The 15,548-nt window shown below is 33.3% G+C and carries 17 protein-coding genes; 6 read left to right on the top strand and 11 right to left on the bottom strand.

All coding sequences use genetic code 11. The annotated features are described in order from the left end of the window. The first annotated feature begins 241 nt into the window (after positions 1–241). Positions 242–1,399: an AAA family ATPase gene (locus tag DFR85_RS21950; RefSeq protein ID WP_110270109.1), complete on the top strand. Its 1,158-nt coding sequence runs from the start codon at positions 242–244 to the stop codon at positions 1,397–1,399. Next, the gene (locus tag DFR85_RS21945) at positions 1,396–2,754 is read left to right on the top strand and encodes a vWA domain-containing protein (RefSeq protein WP_110270108.1); all 1,359 of its coding nucleotides are present in this window, start codon (positions 1,396–1,398) and stop codon (positions 2,752–2,754) included. Before DFR85_RS21950 ends, DFR85_RS21945 begins: the two co-directional genes overlap by 4 nt. Before the next feature lie 92 nt (positions 2,755–2,846). Here DFR85_RS21945 and DFR85_RS21940 read toward each other — a convergent pair whose 3' ends face one another. Genes DFR85_RS21940 through DFR85_RS21915 form a run of 6 tightly spaced genes read right to left on the bottom strand, consistent with a single transcriptional unit; the run spans position 2,847 to position 7,818 of the window. Continuing rightward, a complete protein-coding gene (locus DFR85_RS21940; protein WP_110270107.1) occupies positions 2,847–3,191 on the bottom strand; it encodes a succinate dehydrogenase in 345 nt (114 codons plus the stop codon). 9 nt (positions 3,192–3,200) lie between these two features. After that, on the bottom strand, positions 3,201–4,073 hold the full coding sequence (locus DFR85_RS21935; RefSeq protein ID WP_110270106.1) for a CoB--CoM heterodisulfide reductase iron-sulfur subunit B family protein: 873 nt from the start codon (positions 4,071–4,073) through the stop codon (positions 3,201–3,203). 1 nt (position 4,074) lies between these two features. Further along, entirely contained in the window at positions 4,075–5,022 is a 948-nt protein-coding gene (locus DFR85_RS21930) for a succinate dehydrogenase/fumarate reductase iron-sulfur subunit (protein ID WP_110270105.1), read from the bottom strand. A gap of 1 nt (position 5,023) precedes the next feature. Beyond that, entirely contained in the window at positions 5,024–6,721 is a 1,698-nt protein-coding gene (locus DFR85_RS21925) for a succinate dehydrogenase flavoprotein subunit (protein ID WP_110270104.1), read from the bottom strand. Between the two features lie 31 nt (positions 6,722–6,752). Then, entirely contained in the window at positions 6,753–7,544 is a 792-nt protein-coding gene (locus DFR85_RS21920; protein ID WP_110270103.1) for an HAD-IIA family hydrolase, read from the bottom strand. After that, entirely contained in the window at positions 7,528–7,818 is a 291-nt protein-coding gene (locus DFR85_RS21915) for a hypothetical protein (protein WP_110270102.1), read from the bottom strand. The genes DFR85_RS21920 and DFR85_RS21915 overlap by 17 nt, the downstream gene beginning before the upstream one ends. A 29-nt stretch (positions 7,819–7,847) precedes the next feature. Between DFR85_RS21915 and DFR85_RS21910 the strand changes: the two genes are divergently transcribed. After that, positions 7,848–9,437 (top strand): DUF2070 family protein, encoded by a 1,590-nt coding sequence (locus tag DFR85_RS21910; protein WP_162582695.1) that lies wholly within the window; start codon positions 7,848–7,850, stop codon positions 9,435–9,437. On the opposite strand, the gene DFR85_RS21905 is transcribed toward DFR85_RS21910, so the two are convergent. From DFR85_RS21905 to DFR85_RS21890, 4 genes are all read right to left on the bottom strand, one after another. After that, positions 9,411–10,769: a digeranylgeranylglycerophospholipid reductase gene (locus DFR85_RS21905; RefSeq protein ID WP_110270100.1), complete on the bottom strand. Its 1,359-nt coding sequence runs from the start codon at positions 10,767–10,769 to the stop codon at positions 9,411–9,413. The two genes, DFR85_RS21910 and DFR85_RS21905, sit on opposite strands and share 27 nt — an antisense overlap. A gap of 38 nt (positions 10,770–10,807) precedes the next feature. After that, positions 10,808–11,188 carry a DUF5751 family protein gene (locus DFR85_RS21900; protein ID WP_110270099.1) on the bottom strand — a complete coding sequence of 127 codons (381 nt, stop codon included), beginning with the start codon at positions 11,186–11,188 and terminating at the stop codon, positions 10,808–10,810. Positions 11,189–11,257: 69 nt separating this feature from the next. Next, on the bottom strand, positions 11,258–11,794 hold the full coding sequence (locus DFR85_RS21895) for a metallophosphoesterase family protein (RefSeq protein ID WP_110270098.1): 537 nt from the start codon (positions 11,792–11,794) through the stop codon (positions 11,258–11,260). Beyond that, on the bottom strand, positions 11,794–12,606 hold the full coding sequence (locus DFR85_RS21890; RefSeq protein ID WP_110271802.1) for an isoaspartyl peptidase/L-asparaginase: 813 nt from the start codon (positions 12,604–12,606) through the stop codon (positions 11,794–11,796). Before DFR85_RS21890 ends, DFR85_RS21895 begins: the two co-directional genes overlap by 1 nt. 57 nt (positions 12,607–12,663) lie before the next feature. Here DFR85_RS21890 and DFR85_RS21885 point away from each other — a divergent pair, with 57 nt between their 5' ends. The 3 genes from DFR85_RS21885 to DFR85_RS21875 are packed head-to-tail and all read left to right on the top strand — an operon-like array spanning position 12,664 to position 14,625. Continuing rightward, positions 12,664–13,164, top strand: coding sequence for a hypothetical protein (locus DFR85_RS21885; protein ID WP_110270097.1), 501 nt, complete (start codon positions 12,664–12,666; stop codon positions 13,162–13,164). Between the two features lie 7 nt (positions 13,165–13,171). Beyond that, complete coding sequence (locus DFR85_RS21880) at positions 13,172–14,161, top strand: NAD(P)/FAD-dependent oxidoreductase (protein WP_110270096.1); 990 nt, start codon at positions 13,172–13,174, stop codon at positions 14,159–14,161. Next, complete coding sequence (locus tag DFR85_RS21875) at positions 14,161–14,625, top strand: Lrp/AsnC family transcriptional regulator (protein ID WP_110270095.1); 465 nt, start codon at positions 14,161–14,163, stop codon at positions 14,623–14,625. Before DFR85_RS21880 ends, DFR85_RS21875 begins: the two co-directional genes overlap by 1 nt. A 48-nt stretch (positions 14,626–14,673) precedes the next feature. Here DFR85_RS21875 and DFR85_RS21870 read toward each other — a convergent pair whose 3' ends face one another. Beyond that, complete coding sequence (locus DFR85_RS21870) at positions 14,674–15,543, bottom strand: ATP-grasp domain-containing protein (RefSeq protein WP_349290777.1); 870 nt, start codon at positions 15,541–15,543, stop codon at positions 14,674–14,676. Between the last annotated feature and the right edge of the window lie 5 nt (positions 15,544–15,548).

The raw sequence follows: 15,548 nt of genomic DNA, 5'->3' as shown, positions 1-15,548 counted from the left end.
CGATTTGTTAAATAACTACACTCATTTCAAATATTTAAATCTTGGCTCTGAGGAATATTAGAATAAGACGTACTAAAATTCAATTTTATATGATGTATTCAATATAACTTTTTTAATTTTTGTATTTATGTTATTGTTTGCTGTTTTGCAACATTAATCTTTTAAATCATTATCTCTACAATAGACAGTAACGTTATATTTTCTTAACCTTTCTTTATAAGCTATAATTGAGATAAAATATATGGGAGAAGTAGTGGATAATAGACTAATAGAACTTCCAAAGAAATTTCTTGATTCTTTGTCTGCTCCTTTTGTGGGCAGAGAAGAAGAAGCTAAAGTTATAACACTTGCACTTCTTACCAAGGAACATGTGGTTCTAATAGGAGAGCCAGGTACTGCAAAGTCTGCTCTAGCTAGAAGAGCTGCAGAATTGCTTAATGCAAAATTCTTCATGTATTTGCTTACCAAATATACTGAGCCAGCAGAATTATTTGGTGCATTAGACATAAATTCATTAAAGCAAGGTATTTATAAAAGAATAACTAAAGAAAGATTACCAGAGAGTGAATTAGCATTTTTAGACGAAATATTTAATGCTAATTCAGCAATATTGAACGCGTTATTGTCTTTACTTAACGAGAGAGTAATATATGACGGATATAATGTAATAAACGTTCCATTAAGGACTTTAATAAGTGCAAGTAATAGGGTTCCAGACGAACCTGAGTTAGAAGCTTTATATGATAGACTTCTATTGAGACATTATGCTAGACCTATAGGAGAAGACATGTGGAAAAATTTAATAGATGCGTCATGGGATTTAGAATTTACAGATAAGTGGAAGGTAAGTTCTCCTATTATGTCAATTCAAGATTTAGATAATTTATATGAGTATCTATCAGAAGTGGATTTAACTCCAATAAAAGGAAAGTTATTGAAATTATATGCTATGCTCGAAGAAAAAGGAATACATTTAAGTGATAGAAGAAAAGGGAAAGTGCTAAAAATCGTTGCGGCTCATTCAATATTGAATTCGAGAACTAAAGCTACTGAAGAAGATTTGATAGTTTTGAAATATATTGCGCCAAAGGAAATAGATGATTTCGAAAAAGTTTCCGCTTTATTATCTGAGGAACTAAAGACTCCAATAAAGTATATGAGGGAATTGAATGAGATTTATAATAATATTAAAGAAGCTAGTAAGTATGTAGACGCTGCTACAGAATCCGATCCTAGACTAATAGATCTAATTAGAACTTTAAGGGCTACAAGAGATAGAGTAATAGCGTTAGGCAAAGAGAGCGGAGAAGAAAAAGTGGAGGAGTTTTCCAAAGAGGTAGGAGTTGAGATAGATAAGCTATTAGAAAAAGTGGCTAAAAAGCTGGGGATATATACATGAGTGGTTTATTAATTGGAATAGATTATGAGGATCCTATAGTTAAATATAGGGGAGATAGAATATCGTATACTTTAAGGAAAATTTCTGGGAAAGAGTCAAATATAGATTCCATGTTTTTAATTGATACGTATTATGTACATTATTTACCGTTACCATTATTGAAACCAAAATCAGATGTTAATCAGGAAGATAATATAAAATATTCATTATTAGATATGACCTTATCTTCAGAAGTCGTAATGAGGAATAGGAATTATTCTGTAGCTAATTCTGCAGTAAGCATGGCATTGTCTGTTAGCTATATACAAAATTTAATCGAAGAGCTAGAAAGAATAAGGAGAACTTCTCAATCTCCTGAAGAAAGAGAAGCTGCTGAACAGATATTGAATGGTTTAATGAAAGGAAGTATGGGAAAGGAAGGAGGAGAAAAACAACAGCAGACTCAACAGAATCAGCAATCAATGCAGAAATTAATGAAACAGGCTCATGAAAAAGCCTTATCAAAAGCGTCTGAGGACGCAAATGCTGTAAGAAGTATGCAAAGAATAGTAGGTGGAAATGGGGCAGGTACTGGTAGTGTGCTTAATTTTGAGGGAGAAATACATGAAGTTTTAAGATTAGCTAGAAACACTGAAATAAAGAAGATTCTTGAATTCCTAAGCGGTATACCAAAATTAGGTAGTTTAACTAAAAAGAAAACTACGAGGTATGCTAAAGGTGAATTATTTGGATATGAGGAAGGTACAGATTTGGAAAGATTAGTTCCATCAGAATTGGCTATGCCAGAGGAATTATTTTATGTTAGATTAGCTGAAGGGCAGCTATTGCTATATCAGAAACAGATTAAGGAGACTTTAGGCCCAATATATTTGCTTTTAGATAAATCTGGAAGCATGGATGGAGAAAAAATACTTTGGGCTAAGGCAGTAGCTTTAGCACTGTACAGTAGGGCAAAAAGAGAAAATAGAGACTTTTACTTAAGATTCTTCGATAATATACCATATCCCTTAATAAAGGTAATTAAAAGCGCTAAAAGTAAGGACGTTATAAAAATGATTGAATACATAGGAAAGATAAGAGGAGGCGGAGGGACTGATATAAGTAGGTCAGTAATATCCGCATGTGAAGACGTTAAGGAAGGTCATGTTAAAGGAGTTAGTGAACTTATAATCTTAACAGACGGTGAAGATAAAATAGCAGAAACAACTGTTAGAAGGTCTTTAAAGGAGGCAAACGCTACGTTAATTAGTGTAATGATAAGAGGAGATAATGCAGATCTTAGGAGGATATCTGACAATTATTTTGTTGTCTATAAGCTAGACCAGAACGATTTACTTAAAGTAGTCGAAGCATAAACTTTTTTAAATAAAATTTCTTAAATTTAAATAGCCATACCCAGCTGACATTCCACGTAACCGTGGCAGAGTGATGTTGGGGCCTCCTCTCCTTATTTTTTAATACTTAAAAGATATTGTTTAATGATATTCATATCCTTTTCAATATTTTTTGGATCTTCCTTTATCCATAATAATCCGCCTGCAGAATCTTCTATTTCTCCGGATATTTTCAAATCTTTTACTCTCTCCTTCCAGTTAAACGGAATCTTAGAGATAATATGAATATAAACATCTCCTTCTATCCTTAAATGAACTTTACCCCACATTATTTCATCTATTTTATATTCTATTTCTTTACCAAAAGGTTTCTTTCCAGGTCTTTCTGAAACATCGTACCAGTTACCTACTTCTGCTCCTGCCTTTTTTAGGCTTTCAACTATTTCATCCTCTATCATTTTACTCACCTAAATTACACCTTTTTCTTTAAGGATTTGTTGTGCTATTTTACTTATACCTAATTCTTCTGCAGAAAATCCGAAAGATAATCCTAGTAATTGAGTAATGTAAATTGCTGGCATAGTCCACGGTAAGTTAAATTCTGCTTTAACTTTAAGTTGAGTTACATCTAATTGCAGATGACATAGACTGCACGGGTGAACCATTATATCGGCTTCTTTGCTTTTTGCAGAATTCATTACATTATATGCTAGTTTTAAACCGATCTTTGGATTGCTACCCATTAATGGAAATCCGCAACATGCTGTTTGCATAGGAAAAGATACTGGAGTAGCGCCTGTAACAGAAATAAGATCTTCCATGCTATGAGGATGGAAAGATGGCTCAAAGCCCATTACTTGTTCTGGTCTCAGCATTTGACACCCGTAATACGCTCCTACTTTTAATCCAGTTAAAGGTTTTTTAACATTTGATTTAATTTTTTCTAAACCGACATCTCTTACAAGAATCCAAACTATATGTTCTGCTGTAGCTTTTCCAGAATAATTAATATTAGCTTCTTTCAATTTCTTATCTACCTCTTTTCTAAGGTCTCTATTTTCTTTATATTTGGTCGAAGCTAATCTATGGCTTTGCAAGCAAACACTACAAGGAGTTACCATTTTTTCTAAACCCATTTTTTCGACGTTAGAAAGGTTTCTAAGATTTAAGGCTGTATGAACTTTTTCATCTCTCTCATCTAAGAATCCTCCTCCGCAACAATTCCAATCTTCAACCTCTACTAACTCTAAACCTAAAACATCAGCTACTTTTTTAGTTGCTATGTCAACATCTTTAGATAATCCATGAGTAGCACATCCAGGATAATAAGCTACTTTCATTCTAATCACCCATAATTTTCCTTATTTGATCCATGTTTTTCACTTTCATCTCTTTTACAAATGCATACTTAAGCTTTCCATTCTGGAATGCATAAATAAGATCAGTTAATGACGCTATCACTCCGTATGTTTTTAAGTAAACTTCAGCTTCTTTAATCATTCCTGAATCTTTTATTGACTCTTCTATGGCCTCAATGTGTTTTTCTCCAATTTCAGCTACGGCACTTCTATCCTTAAGAAATCTAGTGTGAGCTCTAGTTTTCTTTATAGTAGTTACTGGTTCTACATCTCTCGGGCATACATTAAAGCACTGATAACAATAAGTACATCTCCATGAACTATCTATAAGTATTTTTAATCTTTCTTCATAAATCGTATCTCTTGGATCTGCCAAGAATCTGTAACCTTTAGCATGGGCGGCAGGTCCTAAAAACTCTGGATCATTACGAACAGATGGACATCCTGATACACATAAGCCGCACCATATGCACTGTTCAAATTTCCATAATTCTCTCTGATCTTCAGGCTTTAGTCTTTGTTCAGCCTTTCCTTCTAGTACTTCCTTATCAGGATATAATCTAGGTTTTACTTTAAACATTCTATCGTAGAAATCGTCCAAGTCTACTACTAGATCTTTTATAGGCTGGAAATAATCCATAGGTTCTAGGGTTATTACATTGGAGTTGTATTTCTTTACTATATCTAAAGCCAAGGTTTTACATGCTAATCTAGGCTCTCCATTTATTTTCATTCCACAGCTTCCACATACAGCCATATGGCATGAAGCCCTATACGAGAGTGAAGGATCTTGTTCAGTTTTAATTCTTCTTAAAACTTCTGTCATTTGAGTGAATCTGTCTACGTTAACCTTATACTCCTGCCAATAGTTTCCCTTATCTTGACTAAACCTTTTTATTTTAACAACTATTTCTTGTTCTTTTTCGCTCATTTTAATACACCCTGGCTTCTGGTTGCCATTTTGTAATTTTTACTGGTTTATATCCTATTTCGACTGTATTTCCTCTTAGGTAAGCTATAGTATGTTTTAGCCAATTTTTATCATCTCTTTCTGGATAGTCTGTTCTATAATGAGCACCTCTTGATTCAGTTCTGTTAATAGCTGCGTTAGCTATAACTAGGGCTAAATCAAGCATATTTCTTAATTCTAGGGCATTGAAAAATTCAGTATTGTAAGTTTTACTCTTGTCCGTAACATACATGTTTTTAGCCATTTCTCTAAGCTTAATTATCTCTGAGAGTCCAGTTTTCATTCCATTTTCATCTCTAAAGATTCCGATATTTTCCCACATAGTTTCTCTGAGTTTATTCAAGACTACACCAAAGTGAACTCCACTCTCGCTCTTTGTAAAAGAATACGCTTCATCCACAATTTTTTCAGCTTCTTTATCAAGACTTTCTGAAGATTCATTAGCTGAAGAAAGGAATTTTACTACAGTTTTTCCTGTTTCTCTTCCGAATACCAAAGTTTCTAAAAGGGAGTTAGATCCTAATCTGTTTGCTCCATGAACTGATACACATGCAGCTTCTCCTGCCGCAAATAAACCTATCAAATCATAATTAGTCCCTGTAATATCTACGTCTATTCCTCCCATATAGTAATGTTGCGCAGGCCTTACGGGTATTGGCTCTTTTGTTGCATCGACTCCAGCAAAGTTTAATGCTGCCTCGTATGCTAACGCAAGTCTTTCCTTTATATATTCCTCACCTAAATGAGTTAGGTCTAATCCTACATATCCTCCCGGGAATCCTCTACCTTCTTTGACTTCTGTGATTATAGATCTCGATACTATATCTCTAGGTGCAAGATCTAATTTTTTGGGTGCGTATTTAGTCATGAATCTTTCTCCTTTGTTGTTTTTGAGTATGGCTCCTTCTCCTCTAGCAGCTTCGCTTATGAGAATGTCTGACGGATATAGCGCCGTAGGATGGAATTGTACAAATTCTGGATCTTTAAGGGCTGCTCCAGCCCTTAAAGCCATGCCATACCCGTCTCCAGTATTTATGTATGCATTAGTTGAATGTGCATATAGCATACCCATTCCTCCAGTAGCCATGACTACTGCCTTAGTTTTGAAGAAAGTCGGTTCCATTGACTTCATCTCCATTGCTACTAATCCTACAATTTTTTTATCATTTCTGATTAGATCTAGAGCAAACCATTCGTTGTAAAAATCTATATTAAGTCCAGATACTCTCTGAAATAATGCGTGAAGTAATGCCATACCAGTTTTGTCTCCAACGAATCTTGTTCTTGGATATGTTTGTCCGCCAAAATATCTTACGGCTACTCTGCCATCCGGCTGTCTATTAAATAGAGTACCCCAACTTTCCATTATTCTTACTATTTCCCCAGATTTCATTGAAAGTAATTCTGCTGCGTCTTGATCAACAAGATAGTCTCCTCCTTTGACAGTATCGTATGTCATATACTGTGGGTCATCATTGGGATCTGAATTTCCTTGTATATATGCGGCTATTCCTCCTTCTGCGGATGAAGAATGAGATCTAGTAGGAAATACCTTTGAGATTACTGCTACTTTATATCCAGAGACTGCTATTTCATGTGCTGCCATTAAACCGGCTAGTCCTCCTCCAACGACGATTGCATCATAAGAAGTTTTGTCCATGCTAAACTATTATCAGTTAAAAAAATAAACTTTAATTAGCAATTTCTGAAAGGTTGTTTACAATGTATTTTGGTTTAATTTCTGACTTCTCTACATCGTCTTTTGTAGAAATTCCTGTTAATACTAAGACAGTATCAGCTCCTATATTGAATCCCATTCTAACATCAGTATCTATTTGATCTCCTATTACCACAACTTTTTTTAAATCTCGTATTCCTGAGATCTCCATAGCCACATCTATTATCCATTTGTTAGGTTTTCCTGCTATGAAATCAGGTTCTCTTTTTAGTGCATAAATTATTACGCTAGCTAATGCTCCTGCACCTAATTTTAAGCCGTCTTTCGATGGCCATAGCCTATCCATGTTCGTAACTATAAATTTTGATCCTCTGGCTACGCAACGCATTCCGGCAGAAAGCTTATCGTATGTACTTAGTCTATCTAAACCTAAAACAACAGCGTCGGGATTATTAATATCAACTTCACTCATAGATATTACTTTAAAATTGAAATTTTTCATTTCTTCAATTAGTCCTTCTTCTCCTATAATAAAAACTGAATTTATTTTCATTTTTCTTCTCATATAGATAGCCGCAGCTAATCCGCTTGTTATTATCTGTGAAGGATTTGCTGAAAGACCTAAATAATTTAATTGCCTAGATAAAACTACTCTACTAAATCCAGAATTATTGGTTACAAATATTACTTTTTTACCAAGTTCCTGTAGGAATCTTAAAGCTTCTATATTTTCCCATATAGGTTCGCCTTCCCTTATTATTACTCCGTCAACATCGCTTATTATTAGATCATAATTTCTTAACATTTTCTTTCAATTCCTCCAGTTTTTGTTTTATCTTAGCATTAACATCTTCATTATCTATAATAAAGCCATATAATCCTACTGGATTATATATTGCTTCTTCACACTCCCATCTCCCTGAGAATATTGGCATGATTTTAAAATAAGGAATTTTACCATTAAAAAAGAAAAGCAAAAAAGTTTCATTATCGTTCTCTAAGACGTAAAGATCGCATTCATCTAATTTATTATAAATGATTTTTTTAACGCCTAAATATTCTTTATCAAGTTCAATCAATTTTTAACCCCCTTTACTTTCTTTTACAAGTGGATTCTGAAAAAATTACCAGAAAGTATTACTCGAAGATAATTAGTCTTCCTAGTCTAAGGTTACTAATTGGAGTGGATGGCATAGAGTCTGCTTTGATTCTATTTAGAGGTTTAGAAATTGGTTTGGCTTTTATTTATTCTTTTATTAGTTATGGTATTATTTTATTTGTAATATTTAGATCAAAAATTAAGACAGGACTTACAATCTTTTCATTTTCTTCAATAATATATCTTATTTTTTCATTATTTCCAGAATTTTATCTTTATTCCTACGGGATCTTCCTTCCGTTTCTAGATTACTCTCTACTTATAGATTACAAAGCTCTATATTCCTCTCTGATATCTTTTGGAGCTTCTATTATACCAGTAATTATATCTGTACCTAATGACATTAGAGTCTTTCTTTACATATTTCTTGTAGCCTTAATAACATATCTTTATATATACTCCATCGATAGAAAGGGAACAAAACTTCTTGGAATCTCTTCACTTACCGTAGTAAGACCATTCCTAAGAGCAATAAATTATAAGAGGGAAGATGAGTTAGAGAAGTTTCTCGATAAATTATCTATACCGTATTATGTTAATATCTATACATTAAAAATTTCCGATAGATTACTTATTTTACCCCAAATACATTACGGTCTTTATGGCAGTGTAGGAAGTTCTAAATTACCATACATTATAGAAGAAAAAATGAAAAATGTAGTAGTTTTTCATGGGCCTGGTAGTCATGATATAGATCTTCCTTCCAGATCTTATTCAAATATAATTGCAAGTTATATTAAGGCCGAAACTGATAAGGGCATGGAACCTAATTCATTTTATGGAATAGAATTTAATGATAGAGGAAGTTTCAAGCTTACTACTCTTGTTTTTGATAAATCTTCTTTAACATTCGTAGAAAGGCCAGGGAAAGGAATAGATGATATGCCAACTTCCCTGTGGAAAGATATGGTCGAAAATAATAATTTCTTGATCGATTGTCATAATGAAAACTTAAAAGAGGAATTTTCTAGAGAAGAAATCTCTACAATTAGGGAATTTATAAGAGAGAAAAAAACAGGCTTTAAAAAACCTCTATACTTTGGTTATGCTGAGGGCACTTTAAGCGAGAAGTGTGAAGGAATATGTTGTAATAAGGTAAAAGTTATGGCTATAGGCGATGGAGAAAAGAAAATATTGATTATATATGTTTTTGGTAATAATGCATCAGTTGAACTTGGTGAACAATTAAAGGATAAGCTAAAAGATTTGGCGGATAGAGTAATTTTAGTAACACCTGATGACCATACTTGTACGGGTACTTCATTATATAGCCTTTATGTTCCTTCACAGCCTTGTGTAAATCTAATAAACATTTCCAGAGAATTAGGGATCAAGGCTATAGAAAACATGAAGGAAGTTAAATCAGAACAAAAAATAATGAAAATAAGAACTAAAGTTATAGGTAAAATAATATCTTCGATGGTCGAAGGACTGGAAAAAGTTGGAAGTTATACTCTTAGGACATTCTGGATACCAATAATATCTCCATATCTGTTATTGTTAATATTCATTTTATTTTATAGCTTGATCAAAATTTAGTAGAGTATCGTTAACTCTGGCTTTCCACTTATTTAGATCTTCTGGTGAAGATGGATATTCGTTATATATTTCTTTTATCTTTTTCATGTATTCTGCAACAGTTTTTAATTTAAAGAGAAGTGATGGTTTACCTAATGCTGATATTACTCTCATTGCTTTATTTACTACGGATAATTGGAAATCTCCTTTAAGACTAGTCTCAAGTAGATCTTCTTCTCTAATAACCCTCCTTTTCATTCCATAATTTATTTCATCATCAGATAATTTTTGGAGAAATCTTCTGAACAACTCTAAACTTGCTTGTTTAGCTCCATATCTTTCTATATAGCATAAATTAGTTCCCCATAAGGAGTTTGCTGAAAAATCACCTGTTTCAAAAGCGTTTAATGCTGATTTGGCGGCGCAGAATCCAGATATCATAGCTGAACCTTTTCCACCTCCATGAACTGGATTTGCAGTATATGCGGAATCTCCTACAACAATTATTCCATTCCATGCTAGTGTCGGTAAGGGTCTCCTAGTAGGGACTAATGCTCCACCTTTTACAATTAATTTTTCCTTTTCTAAATCTGGAGCATAATCATTTAAGAATTTTTGATAAAAAGTATAAATACTAGGATACCCCATTCCTCCTTGTATACCTAAGCCCACATTAACCTTATTCTTTCCTTTTGGGAAATACCACCAGTATCCTCCTGGTGATGCTTTCTGATTTATAAATATTTTTAAATATCCAGCATCCTCTATATCATCTTTTGTAAATCCTACCTCTCTATATGCTATATCTGAATCTTTTTCATCCAACTCTTCTGTAATTGGTAATTCTTTAGGTAATTTACTTCTAAAACTCATAGAATAACCAGTTGCTTCAATAACAAGTTTTGTTCTTACTTCTAATTGTTGATTGCTTCTTCTATCAAAAAGAACTGCTCCTTTAACGTATCCATCTTCGAATATTGGTTTCATTGCTGTTGTCAAATCTAATACTTCTACTCCTCTGTTTTGGGCTTCTTTAAGTAGCCTTTGAGTATATGCCGGAGCATTTATTTCGAAACCTTCTCCTTCAACTTTCCATGATGTTTCGTTATCTGGACTGTAAATTTTTATTCCTTCTATCTTTTGCTCTAGTTGTTCTCCTTCAGGATAAGGCATACCTAAATTATCAAAATGCTCTTTGCTTACAGCATCACCACAAGGTTTATCTCCTATTCTATTCCAAGGTTTACTATCTATAAGGAGAATTTTTAGACCCTTGTTTGCAAGATGCCACGCTGTAGTGGCTCCTCCAAAACCTCCACCTATAATTAGAATATCGTAGTTTAGTTCTTTCAAGTTATTTCGCCTTTCCTTTTCTTTTAAACATTAAAAAATTACTTACAGTAGTCTTTTATTATATTAGCCTTAAGTGATGTGGGAAGATTATCTATTATTTTTCTCATCATATATTTATAATCGTCACTGCAAAAAGTTACAATTCCTTTAGGGTTATTTATTTCTTCTATTTTCTTGATCATATTTTCCGTATCTGTTGTTTTCCACGTATATATTTCAATTCCCAAATCAAGATTATCTAAAATTGCCTCTCTAGAGTTTGAAAAGAAATCCCAATAATTTACATCTTCTATCACATGAATTATCAATTTTTTACCTCCTAAAACTTTCGCTTCTCTTAATACTTTTCTGAATAGTTCAGTAGTTTCTTCATTTTTAGCAGAAAATAAGACTATTATTGGTCTAAAGTCTGTTTCCATAAAGGATAAAATGAAATTAAATTAAAAACGTTGACCTTTCTAAACAGGAATACGCTATAAAACTTTGGTTTAACTTAACGTTCTAATGTAATGATTAGAATCGGTGATTACTAGGTAGCCTCTACTTTCTGGAGGAAACTCTCTTGTAATACCTCCAGTGTATATTACTCTAGCTAATTTGTCTATTTCAAGTTTTTTGTATTGTCCAGTAACTATCCAATCCCATGGTCCAGCTCCTACGTCTTTCCTTAATTGATCGACATCACCTTGATGTCCATGAATTATGTAATATTTTACTGAAGATACGTCAGCTATATACATCGTAGTTCCTATAATTTCTTCTCTATATCTTGGTTCCGCCATTATGCATTTTATTGCGTGGGGATCCATATCTCCTTGGATATAAACTATTTGAGCCCAAGGTGCTATGCTTCTTATAACATATAGAACGTCAATTACTCTTGGACATTCGTAATCCCAATAACATTGTGTAGTATCTCCATCTAATACTATTGCCTCAGGTTCTTCTTTCTTTATTATGGTTGACAAGGTGCTTTCAATATGAGGCTCTGGGAATCTTATATTACTCATTACAAGTATTTTCATTATATTTCACCTTCAAACATCAATATTTTCTTCCCCTCTGGATTTTTGATTCCGCGAGGCATTCCTCTGGTGTTATAGTATGCTGTAGCGAATCCTCTTTTATCTATAGCTATCATGCCAATATTATTTTTCCCAAATATCGATGTTATTTTATCTATAACACTTTTTACAACATCGCATATAGGAAATCCCATCGAAACTAACATATCTACTTCTTTAGCAGGGAGTATTTTGAGTATTATTTCCCCAATACCAGTGCTTGAAACCGCAACGTTATTTGTAGCGTAATATCCTGCACCAGGAATTGGTGAATCCCCTATTCTCCCTGGAAGTTTGCCGTTGATACCTCCAGTGCTAGTTCCAGCTACTATATTTCCATCTTTATCTAATGCTACTGCGCCTACGGTATCACCGTAGTGAATTGCCTTTTCTGAAGGAATTACCTCTTCGACTTTACCAGTCATAAGAACATGTCTACCATCTAACATGACCTTTAATGCTTCTTTTATTGGATTCTTTACCTTTACCGCAGCTACAGCACCAACACTATAATTATTTCCATGCATAATACCCGCATCCATTTCTATTTCTCCTTTTGCGTTTTTATAGCTCCCTTTACCAGCGTCAAAGTATCCAGAATCCTCCATATACGATATACTTTCAACTACTGCCTCAATAGAACTTCCAGTAGAGAATTGATCATAACCATAATCTAACGCTTTTTCAATTTCTCTATTTACTATGTTAGCATCCTTTGTTTCCCAACTTCCAGCTCCACCATGAATTAAAAGTATTGGTTGCTTGTACTTCACAAGATATATTACCATTAGTTATTTTTATTTTTGTTAACTAATAAGCAAGAGCAAAAAATGAAACAGTCCGAAACAGCAGGAATTTCAATTTTACTTATACTGTTGCCAACTATTCCGGCTTTTCTTCACTCTTTTTATGGTTATTTGGGAGCATCAATAGTAGGTCTTGCTATAGTAATTTACTTGTTTGCTCAATATAGACCTTGGGAAAACTCAAATAATGCTATAATAGCCTTATATTTTACGGGAATTTTTGCCTTTGGTTTAGCAATGGCAGTCTTCTTAACTCTTCCTCTTAAACCTAGAGCTTATGCCGGCGTAGCATTAGTAGAATCTATACCTTTCTTTGTAAGCTTTTATTTCGTTGCAAGATTATTCTTAGGAAAGTTCTTCCAAAAGAACGTATTAAAGTTCGCTAATGGATATGTAGCTTTTCTAATAGTTGTAATAATAGGAGCAATAGTAGGAAGATTTTTCCATAACTTCTACGAGCTTATAATAATATATTCAGGATTTGTTGCCTTAGGAATAATAGCCTATCTTTATTTTAAAGAGTGATTAGGAAATGAAGCTTGCAATAGTAGGTGGAGGCCCAGCAGGCATTTCTCTAGCCCTATTTTTAAAGGGTACTAGAATTGATGCGACAGTCTATGAAGGTCTAGGATCTTTAGGTTTAAAACCATGTGCTTGGGGAGTTCTTTCTGATATTGAAAAAATTATACATGTTCCAAAGGAAAGTATTATAAGTGAAATTAAGGGGTTTAAGATTTATTTAGATAACAAGTTATTATACGATATAAGAAAAAAAGAAAAATTAGGATATATAATAAATAAACCTTTATTTCTAAAAATACTATCCGAAAATATAGATTTAAGATTAAATTCTAAGGTAGTTTCAAAAGAAGGAAAAATTCTTATAAATGGAAAAGAAGAATATGCGGATAAGGTAATATTTGCAAATGGACATTATTCTTTGCCCAGTGAAACAACCATACCAGCTATTCAGTATATTACAGATTATAACATAGATCCTGAAATTGTAGAAATGTATTTTTATAGTGACTTACTAGGCTATGGATGGGTATTTCCAGAAGAAGGAGGCTCAAAAATAGGCATAGGCGGTTACGCAAAAGTGGATTTCTTAAAAGAAAAGCTAAACTCCTTAGTTAAAGGCAAAATAAAGAGGTTTCAAGGAGCTAGGGTTAACGATTATGGGGTATTAGAAGAAAGATTAAATGGTGAATATGTGGGTGAGGCATTGGGTACAGTATATGCAGTTACCGGTGAGGGAATAAGACCTTCTATAATATCGTCTAAAATCTTAGCCGATTCTTTATTAGAAAATAAAGATTTTAAAGAAGAATTCAAAAAAAGCAGGCTATATTCTAGTCTTAAGACTCACTCTAGCGTTATTAAGTCCGCAAAGAAATCTAATTCTATAAAAGGTTTAGAGAGGGTATTATTGAAGGCAGATCCAGATTTGGTAATAAAATTCGCCATGGGGGATTTCACTAAAATAGATTTGCTTAAATTATTCGGGAGGATGATTTTTTAATGGATTTCTATTATCTTGATGATGTAGATAAGAAAATACTTTCCATCTTACAACAGGATTCAAGAATATCATATTCAAAGTTAGCTAAGATGCTGAATTTAAGTGAATCAACTATTCATATGAGATTAAAGCGATTAAGAGAATCTGGCGTAATAAAGAATTTTTCAATAGAAGTCAATTTAGAGAAAGTAGGTTTAAACGTATTAGCTTTCGTTCTTATAAAAGCAGATCCCAAGAGATATGAAGAAATACTGAAAGAAATATATGATATGAAAGAAATATATGAAATTTATGATGTTACTGGGGAATATTATGCTTTACTAAAAGTAAGAGTTTCAAGTAAGGAAGAACTCGCTAAAGTACTAGACAAGTTAGGTAATATGCCAGGAATTACATCTACCTATACTATGTTTGTTTTAAGAACAATAAAGGAAAAAAGAATGTTTGATGAAGACGAAAAGTGATCAGGGCGAGAGCTCTACATCATTTTTTCAGACGGTTTGCTTTTTTCCTCATTTCTTAGCTTTTTCTATTACATGATCCACTATATATTTAGCTGGATTTATTGAAGTGGCACTCATAAAGCCCTTCCATAATGGTGCGCCATTAACTTCTAAAATCTTATAACCTCCATCTATATCTTCAACTATATCGATCCCTGAGTAATCAAGCCCTAAAATCTGAGTAGCCTTTATGCTCATTTCTATTATTTCCTTACTAGGAGCTAATACTTGCGTTATTGCTCCTTGGGCTACGTTAGTTTTCCAACTTCCCTGAGAAATCCTGTACACTGTTCCTATAACTTTATCACCTACTACGAACGATCTAATGTCTCTATCGGGCTTTTTCACGTATTTCTGAATGTAAACTGGTTGATTCACTGAAAGAATAGACTTAGCTATTCTAAATACTATATCTGGATCGCTGGCTTTTACAGATCCTAATCCTAGGCTTCCTACTACTGGTTTTATTACAACTTCTCCCCATTCTTGTGTAAGTCTCATTGCCTCAAAAGGATCCTCTACTATTGCTGTCTCTGGAACAGGAATTCCATGCTTTCTTAATTTTATTAGGCTCTCGAATTTGTCTCTTGCCAATAGCATTGAAGAGGGCTTATTTATTATGTTTATACCACTTTTTTCCATCTCCTCTAAAACGTCAACTCTTTTCATTAATTGCTCTGTGGTTAGAATAAACCCTAGATTTCTTAGAATTCCTCCATCTATATTTACTTCTTTTCCTACGTATGTAAATCTTATTCCTTGTTTATCTATTATTCCGTTTAATTTTGATGGTCTTATATAGTAAGCATTATGACCTCTATTCTTTATCTCGAGAAGTAGTTGTTTAGAAGCTTCAGTAACTTTTTGAGATTCGTGAATAACTG

The sequence above is a fragment of the Acidianus brierleyi genome (genome assembly GCF_003201835.2).
GTDB classification, from domain to species: Archaea; Thermoproteota; Thermoprotei_A; order Sulfolobales; family Sulfolobaceae; genus Aramenus; species Aramenus brierleyi.
This window is presented reverse-complemented; position numbering and strand designations above follow the sequence as displayed.